Source organism: Methylocystis sp. (assembly GCF_021731785.1).
Taxonomy (GTDB): Bacteria; Pseudomonadota; Alphaproteobacteria; order Rhizobiales; family Beijerinckiaceae; genus Methylocystis.
The window spans coordinates 22,020-44,838 of record NZ_JAKFWS010000044.1; the positions used below are offsets into that span (position 1 = coordinate 22,020).

Annotated in this window: 19 protein-coding genes; 8 read left to right on the forward strand and 11 right to left on the reverse strand. The window is 64.3% G+C overall.

The features are described from left to right. Positions 1-77: 77 nt before the first annotated feature. Entirely contained in the window at positions 78-2,042 is a 1,965-nt protein-coding gene (locus tag QZ964_RS09065; RefSeq protein WP_292531111.1) for a beta-galactosidase, read from the forward strand. Positions 2,043-2,069: 27 nt separating this feature from the next. Here the strand turns inward: QZ964_RS09065 and QZ964_RS09070 are convergent, their stop codons facing one another. Further along, complete coding sequence (locus tag QZ964_RS09070) at positions 2,070-3,083, reverse strand: magnesium transporter (RefSeq protein ID WP_292531112.1); 1,014 nt, start codon at positions 3,081-3,083, stop codon at positions 2,070-2,072. Between the two features lie 223 nt (positions 3,084-3,306). On the opposite strand from QZ964_RS09070, the gene QZ964_RS09075 reads away from it, so the two are divergent. Then, positions 3,307-3,657: a DUF5132 domain-containing protein gene (locus QZ964_RS09075; RefSeq protein ID WP_292531114.1), complete on the forward strand. Its 351-nt coding sequence runs from the start codon at positions 3,307-3,309 to the stop codon at positions 3,655-3,657. Further along, on the forward strand, positions 3,658-4,101 hold the full coding sequence (locus QZ964_RS09080) for an HMA2 domain-containing protein (RefSeq protein ID WP_292531116.1): 444 nt from the start codon (positions 3,658-3,660) through the stop codon (positions 4,099-4,101). 3 nt (positions 4,102-4,104) lie between these two features. On the opposite strand, the gene QZ964_RS09085 is transcribed toward QZ964_RS09080, so the two are convergent. Continuing rightward, positions 4,105-5,286, reverse strand: a complete 1,182-nt coding sequence (locus QZ964_RS09085; protein ID WP_292531117.1) for a methionine adenosyltransferase — start codon at positions 5,284-5,286, stop codon at positions 4,105-4,107. Further along, complete coding sequence (locus QZ964_RS09090; protein ID WP_292531118.1) at positions 5,276-8,305, reverse strand: HAD-IC family P-type ATPase; 3,030 nt, start codon at positions 8,303-8,305, stop codon at positions 5,276-5,278. Before QZ964_RS09090 ends, QZ964_RS09085 begins: the two co-directional genes overlap by 11 nt. A 562-nt stretch (positions 8,306-8,867) precedes the next feature. Between QZ964_RS09090 and QZ964_RS09095 the strand changes: the two genes are divergently transcribed. The 4 genes from QZ964_RS09095 (at position 8,868) to QZ964_RS09110 (ending at position 16,491) form a co-directional block, all read left to right on the forward strand. Next, positions 8,868-10,667 (forward strand): cytochrome C, encoded by a 1,800-nt coding sequence (locus QZ964_RS09095; RefSeq protein WP_292531120.1) that lies wholly within the window; start codon positions 8,868-8,870, stop codon positions 10,665-10,667. A gap of 268 nt (positions 10,668-10,935) precedes the next feature. Continuing rightward, entirely contained in the window at positions 10,936-11,733 is a 798-nt protein-coding gene (locus QZ964_RS09100) for a hypothetical protein (RefSeq protein WP_292531121.1), read from the forward strand. Between the two features lie 43 nt (positions 11,734-11,776). Next, entirely contained in the window at positions 11,777-13,195 is a 1,419-nt protein-coding gene (locus tag QZ964_RS09105; RefSeq protein ID WP_367119254.1) for a DNA polymerase Y family protein, read from the forward strand. Further along, on the forward strand, positions 13,192-16,491 hold the full coding sequence (locus QZ964_RS09110) for an error-prone DNA polymerase (protein ID WP_292531123.1): 3,300 nt from the start codon (positions 13,192-13,194) through the stop codon (positions 16,489-16,491). Before QZ964_RS09105 ends, QZ964_RS09110 begins: the two co-directional genes overlap by 4 nt. 22 nt (positions 16,492-16,513) lie before the next feature. Here the strand turns inward: QZ964_RS09110 and QZ964_RS09115 are convergent, their stop codons facing one another. The 5 genes from QZ964_RS09115 to QZ964_RS09135 form a co-directional block, all read right to left on the reverse strand. After that, entirely contained in the window at positions 16,514-16,855 is a 342-nt protein-coding gene (locus QZ964_RS09115; RefSeq protein ID WP_292531124.1) for a LapA family protein, read from the reverse strand. 113 nt (positions 16,856-16,968) lie between these two features. Then, the gene (ihfB, locus tag QZ964_RS09120; RefSeq protein ID WP_292531126.1) at positions 16,969-17,259 is read right to left on the reverse strand and encodes an integration host factor subunit beta; all 291 of its coding nucleotides are present in this window, start codon (positions 17,257-17,259) and stop codon (positions 16,969-16,971) included. 51 nt (positions 17,260-17,310) lie between these two features. Beyond that, entirely contained in the window at positions 17,311-18,282 is a 972-nt protein-coding gene (gene sppA, locus QZ964_RS09125) for a signal peptide peptidase SppA (RefSeq protein ID WP_292531127.1), read from the reverse strand. Positions 18,283-18,365: 83 nt separating this feature from the next. Continuing rightward, complete coding sequence (gene cutA / locus QZ964_RS09130) at positions 18,366-18,683, reverse strand: divalent-cation tolerance protein CutA (protein WP_292531129.1); 318 nt, start codon at positions 18,681-18,683, stop codon at positions 18,366-18,368. 5 nt (positions 18,684-18,688) lie between these two features. After that, positions 18,689-20,179, reverse strand: coding sequence for a DegQ family serine endoprotease (locus QZ964_RS09135; protein ID WP_292531130.1), 1,491 nt, complete (start codon positions 20,177-20,179; stop codon positions 18,689-18,691). Between the two features lie 97 nt (positions 20,180-20,276). Here QZ964_RS09135 and QZ964_RS09140 point away from each other — a divergent pair, with 97 nt between their 5' ends. Further along, the gene (locus tag QZ964_RS09140) at positions 20,277-20,741 is read left to right on the forward strand and encodes a GNAT family N-acetyltransferase (protein ID WP_292531132.1); all 465 of its coding nucleotides are present in this window, start codon (positions 20,277-20,279) and stop codon (positions 20,739-20,741) included. A gap of 35 nt (positions 20,742-20,776) precedes the next feature. Here QZ964_RS09140 and rplQ read toward each other — a convergent pair whose 3' ends face one another. From rplQ to rpsK, 3 genes are all read right to left on the reverse strand, one after another. After that, complete coding sequence (gene rplQ, locus QZ964_RS09145) at positions 20,777-21,190, reverse strand: 50S ribosomal protein L17 (RefSeq protein WP_292531133.1); 414 nt, start codon at positions 21,188-21,190, stop codon at positions 20,777-20,779. A gap of 118 nt (positions 21,191-21,308) precedes the next feature. Then, entirely contained in the window at positions 21,309-22,328 is a 1,020-nt protein-coding gene (locus QZ964_RS09150) for a DNA-directed RNA polymerase subunit alpha (RefSeq protein ID WP_292531134.1), read from the reverse strand. 88 nt (positions 22,329-22,416) lie between these two features. Further along, a complete protein-coding gene (gene rpsK, locus QZ964_RS09155; RefSeq protein WP_014890740.1) occupies positions 22,417-22,806 on the reverse strand; it encodes a 30S ribosomal protein S11 in 390 nt (129 codons plus the stop codon). Between the last annotated feature and the right edge of the window lie 13 nt (positions 22,807-22,819).

Sequence of the window (22,819 nt, forward strand, 5' to 3'; positions counted from 1 at the left end):
ACAGTCCCGTTGTCATCAAACCGTCAAGGCGACGCCGCATCGAACGCGCGACAAGGAAATCAAATGATCGTCTGCGCATGACACGTCAACGCCTGGGCGTTTGCTACTATCCCGAACATTGGCCAAAGTCACGCTGGAGCGAGGACGCGGCCATGATGAAGGAGATAGGTCTTTCCTTCGTACGTGTCGGCGAATTCTCCTGGTCGCGGCTGGAGCCCTGCGACGGTGTCTATGATTTCGCTTGGCTCGCCCAAGCTATCGATGCGCTCGATGGCGTTGGCCTCAAGGTCGTGCTCGGAACGCCAACCGCAACGCCGCCCAAATGGCTTGTCGACAAGATGCCGGACATGGCGGCGCTCGACGCCAATGGGCGGCCGCGAAGATTCGGTTCGCGCCGGCACTATTGCTTCAGTCATGAAGGCTATGCTCAGGAGTGCGACCGAATCGTCGAGCGTTTGGCGCAAAGTTTCGGCGCGCATCCCGCCATCGCCGCATGGCAGACCGACAATGAATATGGCTGCCACGACACCGTGCTGAGCTATTCGCAGGCGGCGCTGCGGGCGTTTCGCCGATGGTGCGAAGCCAAATATCGCCGCATCGAAACGCTGAACGAAGCCTGGGGGAATGTCTTCTGGTCGATGGACTATCGAAGCTTCGACGAGATCGAACTGCCGAACATGACCGTCACCGAGGCCAATCCATCGCATCTGATGGATTTCCGGCGCTTCTCGTCGGATCAGGTCGTCGCCTTCAATCAACGCCAAGCGCGGATCATCAGACGCCATGCGCCGGGCGCGACGATCCTTCACAACTTCATGGGCTCATTCGTCGACTTCGATCATTATGCGCTGTCCGACGATCTCGATGTCGCCGCGTGGGACAGCTACCCGCTCGGCTTTCTCGAACGCTCATCGCATGACGACGCCTTCAAGCTACGCTACATGCGGGTCGGCGATCCCGACTTTCAGGCCTTTCATCACGACCTCTATCGCGCCTGCGGCCGCGGCCGATGGCAGATAATGGAGCAGCAGCCCGGGCCGGTGAATTGGGCGCCGTGGAATCCGGCCCCCGCCGCAGGCGCGGTGCGGCTGTGGACCTTCGAGGCTTTCGCCGCCGGGGCCGAGACCGTAAGCTATTTTCGCTGGCGCCAGGCGCCCTTCGCGCAGGAGCAGATGCACGAGGGGCTGTTGCTGCCGAACGCCGAGCCCAATGAAGGCTTTAATATCGTCGCACGCGTTTCGCGGGAGCTGTCGGCGCTCGATGCGCGCGTCGAAACGGTTCGCGCGCCGGTCGCGCTCATCTTCGACTATGAGAGCGCCTGGGCGTGGCGCATCGAACCGCAAGGCCAGGACTTCTCCTATTTCGACCTCATGCTGTCGATTTACCGAGGTCTGCGGCGCGCCGGTCTTTCCGTCGACGTCACTGCGCCGACCGCCGCGGCCGTCGCCGCGCGCAGACTGATCGTCGCGCCTGCGCTGTTCGCGCCGTCTCTAGAATTTACGGAGGCGCTGGCGGAAAGCGGCGCGACGCTCCTGCTTGGCCCACGCGCCGGATCAAAGACCGCCGATTTTCAAATTCCGGCCAATCTACCGCCGGGAGCGCTGCGAAGCCTCATCGACATTCGCGTCAGACGGATCGAGAGCCTTCGTCCCGGAGCATCCGTCAAGATATCTGGCGAGGGCGCCTTCGTGCGGTGGCGCGAATCTTTGCTGCTCGGAGAGAGCGTTCGCCGCGAACTCATATCGGACGACGGCGGGACGGCGCTCGCGCGATGCGGCAACGTCTTCTATCTCTCAGGCTGGCCCGACGACGACTTGCTGGCGAGCGTCCTGCGTCGGGTTTTCAGCGCCGCTGAAATAGCGACGCTCGATCTCGCCGAAGATATCCGCATCCGCGACAATGGCGCGATGCGCTACATTTTCAACTATGGCGCCGAGGCTACAGATGTCTCGGCGCTCATCGGCCAAGAAACACTGTTGCTCGGCGAGCCGATTCTCGAACCTTGCGGCGTCGCCGCCTTCAGACGCGCGACCGACCGCTGAATTCTTCGAAGTCTCTTAGCGCGCGGCTCAGAACACAAGAAAGGACGCGACGACGAAGTAGGTGAGAAGCGAAAAAGTGTCCTGCACCACGGTGGCGACCGGTCCGGAGCCGAGCGCTGCGTCAAAGCCGAGCCGCGCAAACAGCCATGGCATCAGAAAACCGAAGGCCGTGGCGATGGTGCTCGCGACCGCCAGCGAAATCCCGACGGTCGCAGCAAGCCCGACGCTCGAAAAGAAGAACCAGACGATCGGAAAGGCGAGACAGCCAAGCATCGCGCCGAGCAGCGCTCCGGTGCCAAGTTCGCCCGCAAACAGCGGCAGCAGGGCGGAATCGGTCAGGGACAGCCCGCGCACGACCACGACTTCCGATTGCGTGCCCACCGAATCAGCAAGATAGATGATCGCCGGGATAAAGAAGGCGACCGCGATATGCGCGCTGAGCGCGGACTCGAAGCGCGACATCATCGCGGTCGCCGCGGCGCTGCCCGCCATGCCGACAAGCAACCAGGGCAATCGATAGAGCGCGCGACGATGCGGCGCGGCGGTCAGGGCGTCTTTTGCGGCCTCTGACTTGCCGAGGATGCCCACCATATGATGCAGATCCTCGAGATGCTCGTCGCGCAGGATCGTCATCAGCGCGCGCGCCGGCACGGCGCCGAGAAACCTGCCTTCCGCGTCACAGACGGCCAATATTGACAGACCTGCATGAATGGCGACGCTCGCCGCAGCTTCGCGATCAGCGTCGAGCGAGACGCTATAGGCCTGGGCGTTTCGTGCGATGTCATGCAGCGGGGTCCTCTCCGGCGCGCCAAGCAGATCGCGTATGGCGACGACGCCGATGAGGCGACGATCCTCGGCAAGCGCGAAAACATGCGAGGCGTCGTCGAAGCGCCGCCCGATCAATCGCGCTCGCGCCTCGCCGACGCTCTCCTGCCAGCCGGCTATGGGAACCGACGCCACAAGATAGCGCCCGACCGTCTGGCCGTTCATCTCCGCTGGAGGCAGGCGGTCTGGCGTCAGGATACGGGACAGTGCGGTCATAGCGTCTCATGATGCTCTAGAGAGTCGAGCGGCGTCCCGGCAGATTCAGGCGTCGTGCAGCCGCCGCTCATAGGAACGCGCCACGTTACAGTTATGTGACGGCGTCCTCACGCTCTTTTCGCGATTTGCGTCGATTGCTGCATGATAGGATGTCTTGATAGAATTCTTGGCCGTCGCCGCTTCGCCCCGACGGCGCACAGCGAATCGGACCGGAGTCGAAGCGATGAAACCCTTTGGATTTGCAGTGGGCGTTCTGACCGGGGCCGCTGCGGTTTTGCTGCTCACCCGTCAGGAAACGCGGCGCGTGCGCCCAGTCGCCAAAGCGGCGCTGAAGGCGGCGATGATGGCCTATCATGAAGCGCGCGTGCAAGGCGCCGAACTCGCCGAAGCCGCCGAGGATCTCTTTGCCGAAGCGAAGTCCGAGGCCGCCTCGGATATTTTCGCCGCGGCGATGGCCGCCGCCCAAGCGAAGGCGAAGCACCAACCAACGTCCGAAGCGGCCCCTCCTAAATCCGAGACCGGCGCCGCGACGGCCGAAGCCCCGGCGTCGCGCGCCGCGGGCGAGAGCGCGTAAATGACCCAAGCATCTCCGCCATTTGCGCAGGTCGCCCACGCCATGCCGGGCCGCGCGCGGCTGCGGATCGCCGACCGTCGTGGCGACGACGCTTACTTCGCGGCGGTCGCCAAGGCCCTTTCGGCGATCACCGGCGTTCGCGCCGTCGACGTGGCGCCGATGACGGGCAGCGTTCTCATTCAGCACAGCGGTCCTTTGGCGCGCATCGGGGTCGCCGCGCAGGAGGCGCAGCTTTTTGTCGTCGGCGAAGCGACTATGGCGCCGCGCGAGGCGCCGCAAGTCTCCATCGACCCGAAGATCGTCGCAGCGTTGGCGCTCTTGGCTGCGGCGCTTTGGCAAATGTCGAGGGAGCGCTTCTTGCCGCCGGCGATCACTCTGCTTTGGTACGCCGGCCGCCTCGGCGGCGTATGGTCGCTCGACGGCGACGCCGATAGCGGCGAGTAGGGCCTAACCCTTCAGCGCATCCACGATGTCGGTCGCTTCCCAGGGGAGATCGAGATCGGTCCGGCCGAAATGTCCATAGGTCGCGAGCGGCAGATAAAAGCCTTTCGCGCCGGCTGTTTGCGGCGCCGTGCGCAAGCCAAAGCGGCGGACGATCGCAGCAGGACGGAAATCAAGAAGCGCTGCGAGCCTTCTGGCGAGCTTGTCATCAGCGAGACGGCCGGAGCCGAAGGTCTCAACCGAGAGACTGAGCGGCTCCGCCTGCCCCGCCGCGTAAGCCAAATGAACCTCGCAGCGCTCGGCGAGGCCTGCCGCGATGATGTTCTTGGCCGCATGGCGAGCGGCGTAAGCGCCGGCGCGTTCGATGCGCGAAGGATCCTTGCCTGAAAGCGCGGAGCCGCTCTGGCGCGCGATCTCGCCATAGGTATCGATTCCGTTTTTGCGCCCGGTCAGGCCCGCGTGACGCGCCGGCCCGCCAATGTCGAAGGGTTCCCCTGCATTGACGTGAACGCTGGTCTGAGGGTCGGGCCTCATCTCGCCGACCGAGAGCGCATCGAGCGCGATCGCGCGCAATCGTTCGAACTTGTCGTCGTCCAGCGCCGCGCCGTCGAAGGCGACCGTGAGCGACACGCCGTGAATGCGCGTCGGTCGACCGCCACAAAACTCGACGGACACTTGTGTCTTGGCGTCGGGCGACAGTGACGCAAATCCGTCGCGGCGCGCGGCGTCAAGCGCGCGCGCGATCCTATGCGCGAGGCTGATCGGTGCCGGCATGAATTCGGGCGTATCGCGGCAGCCGTAGCCGAAAACATTGGCTTGCTCATGCGCGACGCGCCTACCGATCGCCTCGTCGTCGGCGAGGTCCGAGAGCGGTGGCTCGCGCGCGTCGAGCGGCAATTCGACGAAGCTCGTGAGAATCGAGCAATTGCGTGCGTCAAAGCTCCCCGCGGCATAGCCGGCGTCTTGCATCACCGTGCGCGCGAGCGCCGGCAAATCGACGAGCGCATCGGCGGCGTAGCGCGCGGCGAGAAAGACGACGCCTGTCGCCAGGGCGCACTCCACGGTCGCACGGGCGCGCTCGTCTTCGCGCAGCAGCGCGTCAATGGCCGCGTCGCTGATCTGATCGCAGAGCTTGTCAGGATGCCCCCGCGTCACCGACTCCGACGTGAAGATCATGTCAGGAGACATGGCTTTCTCCATTGGCGCGCGGCGGCGCTTCGCGATCCGCAACTCTACCGATGATATCGTTGGCGAGCGAACTGCCGAGGGCTATTGCGCCGATCCGCCATAGATCGCCGGCGCCGAGCGGCGACAGGCCCAAAAGGCGCCGGGTAATTGGAAAGAGCTGCACGCCAAGCTGTAACAGCAGGGTGGCGCCGACGCCGCCGTAAAGCATTGCATTCGGCGGCCTGCCGAACTCAAAGCTCAATCCCCGTCGCTCGGATCGACAGGACAGGCTATGGAGCAACTGGCCGCACGTAATGCCGTGAAAGGTGACGGTGCTGGCGCGCGCCCCGCCGGCCGCGCCGCCGAGACTGAAATACCCCAAGAGCGCGGCGCCGCCCATGACCGATCCCTCGCGAAGGATTCGCCGGAAATCGGAGGCGCCGAGAATCGGCGCTTTCGGATCATGCGGCGGCTTGTCGAGCACATCGGGCTCCGGCGGCTCGACTCCAAGCGCGATCGCCGGCAGCGCGTCGGTCGCGAGATTGAGCCAAAGCAATTGCATCGGCGTCAGCGGCTCGCCGCCGACAAGCGCCGCGCCGAACATGGCGATGGTCTCGGACGCGTTGGTCGAGACGAGATAACGCAGCACCTTGCGGATATTGGCGTAAGTGGCGCGGCCGAGCCTTATCGCCTCGACAATGCCGTCCATGTCGTCGGAAGCGAGCACGATATCGGCGACCTGACGGGCGACGTCGGCGCCTTCTCCGCCCATCGCGATGCCGACGTTCGCGGCTCGCAAGGCCGGACCGTCATTGATCCCGTCGCCGGTCATCGCAACAATGTGGCCATGCGCTTGCAGCGCCTTGACGATGTTGAGCTTGTCGACGGGGCTGACGCGCGCGAACACATGCGGCTGTCGCGCCAGCGCTTCGAGCGTTTCGGGCTGCATTTTCGCCATCTGGCCGGCTTCGAGCACGCGCAGTTCGCCGCCGTCATTAAGATCAAGCCGCCGCGCGATCGCGAAGGCCGTCGCGCTCTGATCGCCGGTGATCATCACCGTGCGCACGCCGGCACGATGGAGCTGTTTGAGCGCCGGAGCGACGCTGGCTCGAATAGGATTCGCCATACCGGCGAGACCGAGCCATGTGAGACCCCGCTCGTCGCGGGGATCGCCGCCGGCCTCGTCGACCGCGACGCCGAGGACGCGCAGCGCGTCTCCGGCCATGCGCTCATTGGCCTTGAGAATGACTCTGCGCGCCGCATCGTCGAGCAGCGCGACGCCATCGGCGGTCCTGCGCGCGGCACAGCGCGCGAGCACCTCGACCGGATCGCCTTTGACGCAAAGAATGCGCGCGCCGTCAACCGCTTCGTGCAGCGTGCTCATGCGCTTGCGGCCTTCGCCGCGGGCCACACATGTCACAACAGACGCCGATCGGCGCAGAGCGACGGGATCGACTCCCATCGCCACCCCGGCTTCGATCAGCGCGGTTTCGGTCGGCGTGCCGTCGATTTCCCAACTGCTCGCTGCGGGACTTACGCCGGCGTCGCTGCAGAGCGTCGCCACTTCAAACATGCGTCGTGCAATGGCGATCGTTTCGGCGGCCGCATCGGCGCCGTCGCGCAAGAGGCGGCCGCGTCGCAACTCGAAGGCGGCGCCATCGGTGTGAACGCTGACCGTCGCCATGCGATTTTCGGTCAGGGTTCCAGTCTTGTCGAGCCCGATCGCTTCGATCGCCCCAAGCGTCTCCACGGCGTCAATTTTGCGCACCAGCACCTTGCGTTTGCGCATGTCCTGCACGCCCAAGGCAAGCGTGGTTGTCGCGACTGCAGGCAGCCCCTCGGGAATGGCGGCCACTGCAAGTGAGACCGCGCTGCGCAAGGTAGGGAGAAGTCCGTGGCCGCGTAGGAGGCCGAGACCGAAAACGCTCGCGCAGATTAGGCCGTTGACGATGACGAGTTCGCGCTCAACTTCGCCAAGTTCGCGCTGTATGGGAGTCTCCGGCGGCCTCAGCCCGCCAAGCAATTGCTGCACGCGGCCGATCTCCGTATGCGCGCCGACGGCAGTGACAATGGCCAGGCCGGATCCGCCGGTCACCGCCGTGCCGCGAAACACCATATTGCGACGATCCGAAACTCCCGTATCAGGCGACAAAACGAGTTTTGCGTCTTTGGGCGCCGGTTGAGCCTCGCCGGTGAGCGGCGATTCGTTCACCGTCAGATCGTCGCTGGCGATCAGGCGCGCATCGGCCGGAACGAACGCGCCGCGCTCGATCAGCAAGACGTCGCCCGGCGCGAGATCGCGCGAATCGATCCTCACGCGCGCGCCGTCTCGGATGACGGCGGCGTCCGACGGCTCCTCGCCGGCAAGGCCCAAAATTGCGCGATCCGCCTGGCGCTCGGTGGCCGTGGCGATGCTGGCGTTGACGAGCACCACGGCGGCAATCATCACCGCATCGGCGACGCCGCCTGTCGCCAGCGACACCGCCGCCGACGCAGCGAGCAAAGCGACGGGCAGGCTGGAAATCTGCTCGGCGAAAATGCTCGCCGCCGAGCGCGGCTCCTCGCGGCGCAGCTCGTTGCGCCCCCACCTCTCCAATCTTGCGGCCGCTTCCTCTGTCGATAGCCCTCGAGCGACATCCGTTTCCAATCGCGCCGCGAGCGTCGCAATCGTCTCGGCATGAGCGGCGCGCTCCGGGGGTTGCGAGCCGTCCGCGTTGCGCGCGGGCGCGTCAGCGATCGCCGCTTCAAGCGCCTGCATCAGCCGCGCGGTAGTCATCGGCGGCTCAAATGCGACGAGCGTCGAGCCGGTCCATTCGCTGGCGCGAACCTGGAGGACGCCGGGAAGATGGCGAAATCGCTCCTCCACCGCCCGCGCCAGCGGCCCGCGGCCGCGCAAGCTCATGTGGCGAATGCGCACGCGGCCGGCGCAAGCATCGTGAATAAGCTCGGCGCCGGGTTGCGCGCGCGCCTCGACGCCGAAGCGACGCGAATTTATGGGAGCGATATCTGCGTCCGTCTCGGCAAGGATCATCGAGCACATTGTCTGGCGCGCATCGAAGCCCGCATTTTGCGACCGTTCGATGACATCGGTGCGTTGCGGAATCGGTCAGCGCGAGAACAGCGCGGCGCCCGGCGATATTTCATTGTCACCATAATAGCGCGAAGGACAGGCGCAACTGGCGAGACCCCCGTGCCATGCAAAAGAGGCGCGTTAAAGCGCGCGCCGCCGCGTCGATCGCGACGCATGGCGCCGGATTTTCGCAGTGCACATTGACGGCGTTCGGGCGGAACCTTAACGAGCCGGTGGGCGTTTCCCGGTGAGCAGCGCGCCTGTCATGCGCATATCGCGACTCGCTAGGCAAGGCGAGATCCCATCCTTCCATGCGCCGCCGCTGTGCCCGACAGCTTGAAGACAGCGGCATCGTCAAGAAAATCAAGCAGACTCGTCTCGGCAATCGGCTCGAAAGCGCGTATTTTTCCGCAGCCCCTTCCTCTATGACCCGACCAAGTCGCGAATTGTGAAACATGTCTAGAAGCGCTGAAGCGACGCCCATGCCGAATAATCCGACCGAATTTCTAATCTGGACATGGCGACGTCTGTGATGCGCGCCTTCTCGCGCATTTCGCTCGCTGCGTGCGTGACGTTGGCGATGCGCGCCTGTTTGGACGCGCCGGCTTTGGCGCAGGCGACGCTCTCCGACGGCGAGTGGCGCGCAGAACAGGCAAAGCGGCTGAAGGCGCTCGATGTCTATATCAGCCGGAAGCCGATCGCCTACCGGTGGTTTGCGGATTTTCCGTTTGGCCGGCAGGACGGCGCGCCCTTCATCATCTTGAAGCTTTTGCCGAAGCTCGCGCCGGAGGAATGGGGAAGCGAGAACAATTTTCTCGATGTCGCCGGCTTCTTCGTCGACGAACGCGACCCGACCTACCCGATCGCGCGCGGCTTCGGCTGGACTGGATTGGCGCGCGAGGATCCAAACAGCGGCGTCGATTACGCGACGATGAGTTGCGGCGCGTGCCACATCGGCCGCGTGCGCCTCGACGACCTCAGTCTTCGCTATCTCGACGGCGGCGTGAACGCGCAGCTCAATCTCGCTCAGTATCGCATCAGAGTGATAAACACGATCAAGAAGATCACCGCCGGGGCCGCGACGCTCGAGGAAAAGGTCGAACGCGCGACGCAGTCGATCGTCTCGACGCTCGACAAAGTCCATGCTCAAGACAGGAACTTCTTCTACAAGAATTATACATTCGCCGGCCGCCGGTTCGACGCCGCCTATGAAGCGCGGCAAATCGAACTCTTCAAACAGGACGCCGCCGCAATCGTCGGCAAATACCTTGCCCGGGCCGGACTCGAATTCTTCTCGCTGCTCGATCTGATCTACAAGAACTACAGAGGCTTCGAGGAGCAGATGACGCAGGGCTTCGGCGGCATGGCCGATGCGACCGGCGTCAGCGCATCGATGGCTTACGCCACCGCCGAAGCGCGCGGCGAAATTCCCGATCCGAAGACAGATCTGCCGCCGACGCCAGGCATCGCCGACTTCATGGCCGTTTGGGAGCAGGGCAAGCGCCTGCCGCGCTGGTCGGCGGATCATACGCAGCTGGTCGACGGCGGCGGACAATGGAACGGCGACATACCTATTCCGATTTTCCGTAACCTCGCCGCTGAACTGACGCTAGAGTTCGGACCCGACATCGACCTTCGCGTCGCCGCCTTCAGCGAGGATTTGCTGCGCGATCTGCCGGCGGCGGTCTATCCCTTTCCCGTCGATCTCACGCTCGCAAAGAAAGGCGCGGCGCTCTTTGATGAGAATTGCGCGCCGTGCCACCGACCGCATAACGGCAAGGTCTATGATTTGGGCGCGGATCTCGGCCGGGCGCGCGCCGTCAGCGAAACGATTGCGAAAAAAGCCCGCGAGAACTTTGCAAAAATTTGTCCGCCGACCAAGGTGATCGAGATGCCGCCCTCGGGCGCTCGCATCGCGCCCTGCGCGAAATTTGACGGCGTGTCGCTCGAGAACCGCGCCGACCTCTCAATGGCCGATCCCAATAAGCATGAAGGCTATAATGCGCTTCCGCTCGGCGGCGTCTGGGCGCAAGCGCCCTATCTGCACAATGGCTCGGTGCCGACGCTGTATCATCTTCTCGTTCCGCGCGAGCGCCCGGCGGTGTTCGTGAAAGGCCGACTCGACTACGACAAGAAGCTCGTCGGCTTCTCCTGGCAGCCGGCGCAGACGCTCTCGCGCGAGGGCTATCGTTTCGACACGACCTCCTTTCCGGCGCTCTCCAACAAGGGCCACGACAAGGATGTCGTCGAGGATGGCAAGACGCTGAAGCTCGATTGGTCGAACGACGTCGCCGGCGCCATGGCGATCGTCGAATATTTGAAGACGAAGTGAGCGGCGGCGAGCGGGGCGCCCTCCTAGCATGAACCACCATCCCCCCTCGCCCTCATGCTGAGGAGCGCCTGAAAGGCGCGTCTCGAAGCACGAGGGCGAGTTTTCAAAAGACAGCCCATGAAGGTTTCCTCGTCCTTCGAGACGCCCGCTACGCGGGCTCCTCAGGATGAGGAAACCGGCGCCTTACCGACACGCCCTTCCGTCTCTCGCCCCCGCTTGACTCTCCCGCATCGGGAGTCATTATAAGAACATAACAGGAACATATGAGATGACCCAGCCGCTGGCGTCGCTGCGCAAAAGCCTGGCTTGCGCCCATCCGGCCGCAGCTTGCGAGACGATCGCGCTCGGCGCGCCCGCCCTCGATCGGCGGCTTGGCGGCGGGATTCTTCGCGCGGCGCTGCATGAGGCCTATGCCGCGACCGCCGCCGACGCCTCGGCGGCGACGGGCTTCGCCCTGGCGCTCGCCAGGCGCGCAATGGCCAGCGCAGAAAAGCCGCTGCTCTGGGCCCGGCAGGAGGCGCTGATCGCCGAATCCGGCGCGCCCTATCCGCCGGGCCTCGCCGACATCGGCCTCAACCCCGCCGCCGTCGCCTTCATTCGCGTGCGCGACGCCAAAGAGGCGCTGCAGGCGGGCGCCGAGGCCGGGCGCTACGCCGCCGTCGGCGCGACGCTGATCGAACTCTTCGGCGAAGCGCGCGCCTATGACCTCACCGCAAGCCGTCGTCTGGCTCTGGCCGCCGCAGCCGCCGGAGCGCCGATTTTCATCGCCCGCGTCAGCGCCTCTCCTGCGCCAAGCGCCGCCGCAAGCCGCTGGCTTGTGCGCGCCGCGCCTTCCCGCGCGCTTGCGGCGAATGCGCCGGGATCTTCGGTTTTCGCGATTTTTCTGCTGCGCCAGCGCGGCGGCGCGGCGGGGCATGCGTGGCGTGTGGAGTGGAACCGTGACCGTGGCGCCTTCGAAGACAGAACATTCGACGCACCGTCGCTATCTCGCCCTGTGGTTTCCCTTCCTGTCGGCGGAGCGCCTGACGAAGTCGCGCCGCAGACAGCCGGACGCAAATTCGGATGACGCGCCGCTCGTCCTCGTCAAAAAAGAACGCAGCGCGCTGCGCATCGATGCGCTCGATCGAAAGGCGATCGCGCTCGGCTTGACGCGCGGCATGACGCTCGCCGACGCCAGGGCGCGCGCGCCCCATCTCGCCGTCGCGCAGGCCGACGCGGAGGCGGACGAGCGGCTGATGCTGCGGCTTGCCGCCTTTTGCGAACAGTTCACGCCGCTCGTGGCGCTTGATCCGCCTTGCGGCCTCATGCTCGACGCGACGGGCTGCGCGCATCTTTTCGGCGGCGATGCGGCGATGCGCACATACGTCTTACGGACGATGGCGCGCCTCTCTTTCTCGGGACGCGCGGCTGTCGCCGGAACGCCAGACGCCGCGCGCGCCCTGGCGCGTTTTGGCGAGACGGCCGTCGCGCCTCCGGGCGAAGAGGAAGTTTTTGCCCGGCCGCTCTCCATCACCGCGCTTGAAGCGCCAAGAGAAACGAGCGTCGCGCTGACGCGCGCCGGCCTCACGACCTTGGGCGATCTCGCCGATCGTTCTAGCGCCGCGCTGACAGCGCGTTTCGGCGACGAAACGATGCGGCGGCTGACGCGCATTCTGGGACGCGAAGACGCACGCATCACGCCCTTGCGGGCCTTGCCGGAATGCATGGTCGAGCGGCGCTTCGCCGAGCCCTTTCTCGATCTTTCCGCGATAGAAAACGTTCTGCGCCCATTGATCGCGGAAGCGACGGGCATTCTCGAAAAGCGCGGGCAAGGCGGCCGCGCTTTTGAAGCGCGTTTCTTTCGCGCCGACGGCGCCGTCCGCGCGTTATGTTTCGAAACCGGCGCGCCCTCGCGCCATGTCGAGGCGCTGCTGCGGCTCTTTCGCCTGAAGGCCGACTCGCTCGCCGATCCGCTCGATCCGGGATACGGCTTCGACGTCATCCGCTTTTGCGTCCTGCGCGCCGAAACTCTGGCGCAAAGCCAGATAGGCTTCGAACGGCAGGACGCGCAAGATGGCGATTTCGCCGATCTCGTCGATCGCCTCGCGGCGCGCTTCGGCCGCGAACGCGTGCTGCGCTTTGCGGCGCATGAAACGCATGATCCCATGCGCGCCGCCGCCTATGTCGACGCCGCCGCGTCTCCTTCTTCCCGACCCAGTTCCTGGGGGAAGCCGGAGCCGGGCGAGCCGCCCTTGCGGCCGCTGTTTCTGTTCGATCCGCCGCAGCCCATCGAAACCATGGCGGAGACGCCGGACGGTCCGCCGATGCATTTCAAATGGCGCCGCGTGCGCCATTTGATCGCCCGCGCCGAAGGGCCGGAGCGCATCGCGCCGGAATGGTGGCGCAACGCCGCCGGCGCGCGCCGGCGGACGCGCGACTATTACCGCCTCGAGGATCGCGAAGGCCGTCGCTTCTGGGTGTTTCGCGAGGGCCTCTACGAAAGCGAAACCGCGGACCCGCGCTGGTTTCTGCATGGGCTCTTCGCATGAGCCCGCCTTTCGCCGAACTCGTCGCAGCGACGAATTTCTCCTTCCTGCGCGGCGCATCGCATCCCGGAGAAATGGCGCTGACGGCGATGCTGCTCGGCCATAACGGAATTGGCATAGCTGACCGCAACAGCGTCGCCGGCGTCGTGCGCGCCTATGCCGCGCTTAAGGAGCTACGCGAAAAACTGCGCGATCCGCCGGCTGACGAAGACGTGGCGCTTCTCGCGCAGCTCGATGCAGAGCGCGCCCAATCCTTCAAGCTCGTCGTCGGCGCGCGGCTCGTCTTCGCCGACGAGACGCCGGACATCGTCGTTCATCCGCAAAATCGCAACGGCTGGGGAAGGCTCACGCGGCTGCTGACGACGGGGAATCTGCGCGCCAAGAAAGGAGAATGCCATCTTTATGTCGACGATCTCGCGCAGGCCGCCCGCGATCTGCTACTGATCGTCATGCCTTCGCGCAATCTGGCGCGCCTGCCGTCGACTCTGGCGCGTCTGAGCGATCTTGCGCAAGGCGACGTCTGGCTCGGCGCAACCATGCCGCGACGCGGCGACGACAGGCGGCGTCTTGCAAGACTGAAAGAGATCGCCGCGCGAACGCAGACGCCTCTGCTCGCAACCAATGACGCGCTTTATGCCGATCCCGGCCAGCGCGATCTGCAAGACGTCATGACCTGCATTCGAGAAGGCGTGACGCTCGCGCAAGCTGGACGCCGATTGGAGGTCAACGCCGAACGCCATTTGAAGACGCAGGAAGAAATGTCGCGTCTCTTCACTGACGCGCCAGAGGCGATCGAGGAGACGCAATGTTTTCTCGCGCGCGTCGATTTCTCACTCGATCAGCTGACATATGAATATCCGGACGAGCCTGTTCCGCCGGGGCGCAATCCCCAGGAATGGCTTGAGGAACTGACCTGGCGTCACGCCGCGATGCGCTATCCCGACGGCGTGCCGGAGAAGGTCGAGAAGCTCCTGCACGAAGAACTGGCGCTCATCGAGACGCTCGACTATGCGCGCTACTTTCTCACCATTCACGACATCGTGCGGATCGCGGAAGACAAGGGGATTCTCTGCCAGGGGCGCGGCTCCGCCGCAAATTCCGCCGTCTGCTATGTGCTCGGCGTCACCTGCGTCGATCCGGCGGAGAATGATCTGCTCTTCGCCAGATTCATCTCGCAGGAACGCAAGGAGCCGCCCGATATCGACGTCGATTTCGAGCATGAGCGGCGCGAAGAGATCATCCAGCATATTTACGCGAAATACGGTCGCGAGCGCGCCGGACTCGTCGCGACCGTCATCAGCTATCGGCCGCGCAGCGCCATTCGCGAAGTCGGCAAGGTCTTCGGACTGACCGAGGACGTGACCGCCGCTCTCGCCAGCACGCAGTGGGGCAGTTGGGGTTCCGACATTCCACAGGCTTACATCCGGCAGACCGGGCTTGATCCGGAAAATCCCCTCATCCGCTGCGCCATTCATTTCGCGACGCGGCTGCTCGGCTTTCCGCGCCATCTCTCGCAGCATGTTGGCGGGTTCGTCCTTGCGCGCGGGCGGCTCGACGAACTGACGCCCATCGCCAACGCAGCAATGCCTGAGCGCACCTTTATCGAATGGGACAAGGACGACATCGACGCGCTCGGCTTGATGAAGGTCGACGTGCTGGCGCTCGGCATGCTCACCTGCATTCGAAAATGTTTCGATTATCTGCGCGCCCATGAAGGAAAGGACATGGGCCTCGCCGACGTGCCGGTCGAAGACGCGGCGACCTATGACATGCTGTGTCGAGGCGACTCGATCGGCGTCTTTCAGGTCGAGAGCCGGGCGCAGATGAACATGCTGCCGCGCCTGAAGCCGCGTGAATTCTACGATCTCGTCATTCAGGTGGCGATCGTGCGGCCGGGACCCATACAGGGCAATATGGTGCATCCCTATTTGCGCCGCCGCTCCGGAAGCGAGCCGGTGATCTATCCCTCGCCTGCGCCGGAGCACGGGCCGGCGGACGAATTGCGCAAGGTGCTCGAAAAGACCAAGGGCGTGCCGCTCTTTCAGGAGCAGGCGATGAAGCTCGCGATGGTCGCGGCGAAATTCTCCGACGTTGAAGCCAATCGTCTGCGCCGCGCCATGGCGACCTTCCGCAATGTCGGCACGATCCATCAATTCGAATCAATGATGGTCGAACGCATGGCGGCGCGCGGCTACGACCGCGGCTTCGCGCAAAGCTGTTTCGAACAGATCAAGGGCTTCGGCTCTTATGGCTTTCCCGAAAGCCACGCCGCGTCCTTCGCCAAGCTCGTCTATGTCTCCTCCTGGATCAAATGTCACCATCCGGCGGTCTTCGCCTGCGCGCTGCTCAATTCGCAGCCGATGGGTTTTTATGCGCCGGCGCAGATCGTGCGCGACGCGCGCGAGCATGGCGTCGAGGCGCGCGCCGTCGACGTGAATTTCAGCGAATGGGACAATAGGCTGGAGCGCGCAAAAGATGGCGCTCTAGCGCTGCGTCTCGGCTTTCGACAGGCGGACGGCGTGCATGAGAACGAAGGCTATCGCATCGTCGAAGCGCGAACGAAACCCTATGACAGCGTCGAAGATCTCGCGCGGCGGGCGGCGCTCAACGGCGCGACGATGCGCGCGCTCGCCGACGCCGACGCTTTCCGCTCCTTGCAAAGCGATCGACGCGACGCACTCTGGGCCGTGCGGCGTCTGCCGGACGCGAAGCCCCTGCCGCTCTTTGCGGCCGCTGACGCGCGCGAACTTGCTAAGGAACAAGATCCGCTGCTGCCGCCCATGTCGCTTGGCGAACATGTCGCGGCGGATTATCAGACGCTGCGGCTCTCGTTGAAAGCGCATCCCATGGCGGTGCTGCGGCCGATATTCGCGCGTGAGCGGATCATGGCCTGCGCGGAAGTTTCCGCGCTCACTGATGGCGCCTTTGCGCGCGGCGCCGGCGTCGTGCTGGTGCGGCAACGGCCGGGACAAGGCAACGCCATTTTCGTCACGCTCGAAGACGAAACCGGCATTCTCAATATCGTCATCTGGGCGCGGCTCTTCGAGCGCTACCGCCGCGAGACGATGGCGTCACGACTCATGCTGGTGGAAGGAAGGGTGCAGAAAAGCCCTGAGAATGTCGTGCATCTGATGGCGCAGCGGATCATCGACCGCAGCGCTGATCTCAACAGGCTGTCAGAGGCGCATCGTCCGGAAATCGTACTGTCTCGCGCCGACGAATTTAATCACCCCCAGCATCCACGCGGCAGCCATCCGCGTGATGTGCGAATCCTGCCGAAATCTCGGGACTTTCACTAAAACGCGTCGCCAGAAAACGCGCTCAATCGCTCTTCAGCCGCTTATCTGCCGGCAGACTCGCCAGCGCCTGCTGGCGCAGCTTTTCGACTTCTACGCGCGTCTTGCGCGCTTCCGCGCGCGCGACCTTGGCGGCGCGTCGCACCGGCAGGTGTCCAAGCCAGGAAGAGATTCCGCCGGCGAGCACGCCAATGGCTATCGACGCCAAAACCACGAGGAAGACCGGCGCCTCGAAAGAGGGACCGGATCCGTCATTCGGCGCAAAGGGATCGAGGCCGATGCGCACCGACCCGCGATTGGCCATCGAGAAAAACAGAATGACGAGCGCCAGCGGAACGAAAACAATGACGCGCAGGATGGACTTCATAAAACCTCCCTCAAGCCGGCCCCGCGCAACACGCTGGGCAGCCGCAACCTACAGCCGCCGCACGCCACTGCCGCGCGTCCCGCGATCGAGAGGACGCCGCGCCTTAGATCGCCTCAGCCCTGATAGTTCTCGTTGAGGCGCTCGCGCATCTCCTTACCGGTTTTGAAGAACGGCACGCTCTTTTCTTGAACCGAAACCTGCGCGCCGGTGCGCGGATTGCGGCCGGTCCGCGCGTCCCGCTTCTTCACCGAAAAAGCCCCGAAGCCTCGCAATTCGACGCGATCGCCGCGCGCCAGCGCGCAAGTGATCTCGTCAAGAATCGTACTAACGATGGTCTCGACGTCGCGCTGGTAGAGATGGCCGTTTCGGCGCGCGATGCGCTGAATAAGTTCAGACTTTATCATGAGCCGATCCAATAGCTTGGCGTCGAACAAGCTAAGCCGCGACGCCCCCAGTCAGTTCGCGGCCGAATGCTGCCAAATCGCCAAAAGGCCGTCAAGCTCGCCGCTTCGTTCGAGCAAGATTGTTTTTTCTAAAAAATCAGCGACTGACGGCAATCCGGCGATACGCGCAAGGTCGGCGGCGCTCCCGACAAGCCCAAGCCGCTCCAGGCTGGATGACTTCTTCCATTCGCGCACCGGCAGGTCCTTCGCGACGCCTTTGTTGGCGACAAGCCAGTCGATGGCCTCGCGCTGACCGCCGATGAGATCGACGAGTTTGAGCGGCAGGCCCTGGCGCGCGGTGAAGATGCGCCCGTCGGAAACTTTCGCGAGCTGCGCATCGTCAAGATTGCGCCGCTGCTGCACCAGACCTTTGAACCAGGCGTAGGAGTCGGCGACAAGGCTCGCCACCGCCTCCTTCGCGGCCGGACTCGTGGGCTCGAGCCCGTTGGGCGCGGCCTTGAGCGGCGAGGATTTTATCGTCTCGACCTCGACGCCCCAATTATTCAGCAGCTTCGAAACATTGGGATATTGGAACAGCACGCCGATCGAGCCGACGAGCGAATTGCCCCGCGCGACGATCGTATCGGCCGCAAGCGCGGCGATATAGGCGCCGGAAGCGGCCACCGTGCCGACCACGGCGACAACCGGCTTCTTCTCGGCGACACGTCGCAGCTCCTCATAGAGCCGCTCGGCGCCGGTCGTCGTTCCGCCCGGGCTTTCGATTTCCAGCAGAAGAGCTTTCGCTTGGCTCGACTCCCCGATCTTCTTGATCATATCGAGCGTATCGTCGTCGCCGGTGATCATGCCCTGCAGCTCGAGGCGGGCAATGTGCGGCGTCAACTTATTGGCCGAGTCGGCGCCGCCAAGCCGCACCACCGCGACGAGGCCGGCGACGCCCAAAGCGAGAAGGGCGGCAAGGCGCCACCACCCGAGCTTCCGGCGCAGTCTTCGGCGATCAACGAGATAGTCAGTGGGAATCGACATCGCAAAGTCCGGGTTGTGGCGCGGCGTGCAGCGCCGTTGCGCAGGAAGGTAATTCCGCTATCGGCGATTTGAAAGGCGCCGGCCTAACGGCGCGTGGCCTCGATCGCCCAGGCGAGATAATCTTGGTCCGCTTCGGCGACATCGACCCGCAGGATTTCCGGCGTCTCATAGCTGTGCAGGCGTCGCACCAGTGCGGCGAGCGCAGGATAGTCTTGGGCGCGCGCTTTCATGTGCAGCAAAAACTCCGGCTCTTCGCGCATCTCGCCCTTCCAGACGTAGCAGCTTTGAATGGGGTGTATCTGAACGCAAGCGGCGAGTTTGGCAGCGAGCGCGCCGCGGGCAAGCGCGCGCGCCTGTTCCTCGTCGTCGGTGGTCGTCACGAGGATCGCGAGCCCGCTCATGCGCGTCAGCCGCCGATCACGGTGGTGATCACCTGCCCGCCCCGCGCCAGCGTGATTTTCCAATAATAGGCGCGTCCCGCCGTGATGCTCGTCAAATCGCGCGTCGTCCCGATCTTCTGGTCATTGATGGCGAGAATAACGTCTCCGCGCTGCAGGTTGAGCTGTTGCGCGTAAGAGCCGTCGTCCACCTCGGAAACGACGACGCCATTGGTCATTCCCTGTACTGACATTTCTTCGATGACCGCGGGAGAAATATTGATGACCGTCGCGCCGGCGAATGGCGACCCGCCCTTGATTTTCAGCTCGTCGCGCGGCGGCGTCTCCGGTGCCGCGGTGAGGCGGATTTGCACCGCGATCTTCTTGCCGCCGCGCAATACGCCGAGCGTCGCCTGTCCGCCGAGCGGCTTGGTGCCAAGACGATAGCCCACGGCTTCCGGATCGTCCGCCGTCTGGCCGTCAACCGAGACGATGACGTCGCCGCGCTTCAGTCCCGCCTCCGCCGTGGGGCCTTTCGGATCGACGTCCGTCAGTAGCGCGCCGGTCGGGCGATCGAGCCCAAGGCCGTCGGCGATTTCCTGGGAGAGCCCCTGCAGCGTCGCGCCCATCCAGGCCCGCCGCACCTGCTTGCCGCCGCCTTTTGCAGTGGCGATCACGCTCTTGACCATATTGACCGGGATGGCGAAACCGATGCCGACCGATCCGCCGGATTTGGAGAAAATCGCCGAATTGATGCCGACGACGCGGCCGTTCATATCGACGAGCGGCCCACCGGAATTGCCGGGATTGATCGCGGCGTCGGTCTGGATGAAGAAGCCGTAGTCGGTGATGCCGACATGGGTGCGCGCGAGCGCCGAGACGATGCCCTGGGTCACCGTCTGGCCGACGCCGAACGGATTGCCGATGGCGAGCGCCAGATCGCCGACTTCGAGCGCGTCCGAATCGCCAAGCTCGATCGTCGGAAAATTGGCGCCTTCGGTCAGTTTGAGCACGGCGAGATCGGTGCGCGGATCGCGCAACAGTATCTTCGCGGGGATTTCGCGCTTGTCGGCCAGCGCCACTTTCACGTCGGTCATGCCCTCGATGACGTGATTGTTGGTCACAACAAGGCCGCTTTGATCGACGATGACGCCCGAGCCCAGCGACTGCGCCATATTGCGGCCGGGCATGCCGCCCCCTTCCCCGAAGAAGCGGCGAAAGACGGGGTCGTCGAGCAGCGGATTGGCCGGCATGCGCTCGACGCGCGAAGCGAAGACATTGACGACCGCCGGCTGCGCCTTCTTGACGATCGGCGCGAAGGAAAGAGTGATGTCGGCGCGACTTGTCGGAACGACGCGCTCGGGCGCCGGCGGCGTGAAGCCGTCGACGCGGCCTGACGGCTTGGGCGGAGGCGCGGCCTGCATCGGATCGAGCGGCGCTTCTGCGCGGCCGGAGATCGCCAACGTCGCAATGACGAAAGCAAGCGCCGCAGAATAAAGATGACGTGCGGAAATGCTCATGAAGCGCTCCGTATCTGACTGCTCAGCGCATGTATAGACGCAAAGCCGCGAAACCGTAAGAATGCGGGAATGCAGTTTGTTGGCGCGAGATTGGACCGTGAAGATCGCCATCGCTGAACAGGAGATGGGGCGCGCCGCGTTCTGCGCCGAGGTTCTCGACGATCTTCCCGAATGGTTCGCGATTGCGGAATCGAAAGCGGCCTACGCCAGCGCCTGCGATGCTCAACCGATGTTCGCGGCTTCGATAGGCAGCGAACGAGCTGGTTTCGTTTCGCTGCGCGATCACAACCAATATGTATGTGAACTATATGTGATCGGCGTCAAACGTCGGTGGCGTCGACAGGGCGTCGGTCGACTGCTTGTCGACGCCGCCGTGCGCCGCGCGCGGCGTGACGGCCAGCGCTTTCTCACGGTCAAGACGCTCGCAGCGTCCCATCCCGACGAAAATTACGCGGAGACGGGACGCTTTTACGAGGCTGTCGGCTTCCTTCCGCTGGAAGAATTTCCAACGCTATGGGGCGCGCGGACGCCTTGTCTGATGATGATACGGCCGCTCCACTGACGACGCGGCCGCTCGGGGCGATGTTGAGATAGCCGCTAGGCCGCCTCACCCTCGGACTGCACCGGCCCGGAATCCTGGCCCTTGGCGTTGACGTCGCGGTCGACGAATTCGATCACGGCGAGCGGCGCGTTGTCGCCATAGCGGAAGCCCGCCTTCAGCACGCGCGTATAGCCGCCGTTACGGTCCTTGTAGCGCGGTCCGAGCACGTCGAAGAGCTTGCCGACGAGCTTCACGTCCTTGATCTGCGCGATCGCCTGACGGCGCGCATGGAGATCGCCGCGCTTGCCGAGCGTCACCAGCTTCTCGACGACGGGGCGAAGGTCCTTCGCTTTGTATAGCGTCGTGACAATCTGCTCATGCTTGATGAGCGCTTGCGCCATATTGGCGAACATCGCCTTGCGGTGCTCATGCGTGCGCCCGAAACGGCGCTTCTTGTGACCGTGATACATGCGGCTCTCCGTTGATTATGCGGCCGCCGTGCCAAGGAACGGCCGTCGATTATGGGCAGTCGGCGTTAGGCAGTCGCCAGTCGAAATCCGACTGCCGAAGCCCGACTGACGACTGCCGTCAATAATGCTCCTCGAATCTCTTCGCGAGATCGTCGATGTTCTCCGGCGGCCAGCCAGGCACTTCCATGCCGAGATGCAGCCCCATCTGCGCCAGCACCTCCTTGATCTCGTTCAAGGACTTGCGGCCGAAGTTCGGCGTGCGCAGCATTTCGGCTTCCGATTTCTGGATGAGGTCGCCGATATAGACGATATTGTCGTTCTTCAAGCAGTTCGCCGAACGCACCGAAAGCTCCAGCTCGTCGACCTTCTTGAGCAGCGCCGGATTGAAGGCGAGCTGCGGGATCGACGGGGCCGCCTCCTCGCGGCGCGGCTCCTCGAAATTGACGAAGACGTTGAGCTGGTCCTGCAGAATGCGCGCCGAAAAGGCGAGCGCGTCTTCGGGACTCATCGCGCCGTTGGTTTCGAGCGTCAGCGTCAACTTGTCATAGTCAAGCACCTGGCCTTCGCGGGTGTTCTCGACGCGATAGCTGACCTTCTTGACCGGCGAATACAGGCTATCGATCGGAATGAGGCCGATCGGCGCGTCTTCAGCGCGGTTGCGGTCGGCAGGCGCATAGCCCTTGCCGGTCGCGATGGTGAACTCGATGCGAATCTCGGCGCCCTCGTCGAGCGTGCAGATGACGAGCTCCGGATTAAGGATCTGGACGTCGCCCGACGTCTGGATGTCGCCGGCGGCGACGACTCCCGGTCCGGTCTTCTTGAGCGTCAGACGCTTGACGCCCTCGCCCTGATATTTGATGGCGATGTCCTTGATGTTGAGGACGATGTCGGTCACGTCCTCGCGTACGCCAGGGATCGACGAGAATTCATGCAGCACCCCGTCGATGTGAATCGACGTGATCGCCGCGCCCTGCAAGGACGACAGCAGGATGCGGCGAAGGGCGTTGCCGAGCGTCACGCCAAAGCCCCGCTCCAACGGCTCGGCGACGGCCGTCGCCACACGCTTCGGATCGTCTCCGGCCGTGACGTCGAGCTTGTTCGGCTTGATGAGTTCCTGCCAGTTCTTCTGGATGCTCACTTGGAGGCCTTTCCTTGAAGCTCCTGAACGCGGCGTCGGGACATGTGTCGCGCGCCGCGCGAAATCAATCGGGCGATCTGAAATAGCCTCAGACGCGGCGGCGCTTGCGCGGCCGGCAGCCGTTGTGGGGAATCGGCGTTACGTCGCGGATCGACGTGACGGTGAAGCCCGCCGCCTGCAACGCGCGCAGCGCCGACTCGCGGCCGGAGCCCGGGCCTGAGACTTCCACTTCGAGCGTGCGCACGCCGTGCTCGCCGGCCTTGCGGGCGGCGTCTTCGGCGGCCATCTGCGCCGCGTAGGGCGTCGATTTGCGCGAGCCCTTGAAGCCCATCGACCCCGCCGAGGACCACGACACGGTGTTGCCCTGTGCGTCGGTGATGGTGATCATGGTGTTGTTGAACGTCGAATTCACATGCGCGACGCCGGAAACGATGTTCTTGCGCTCGCGGCGACGAACGCGCGTTGTGTCTTTGGCCATTGTTCAGTTTGCC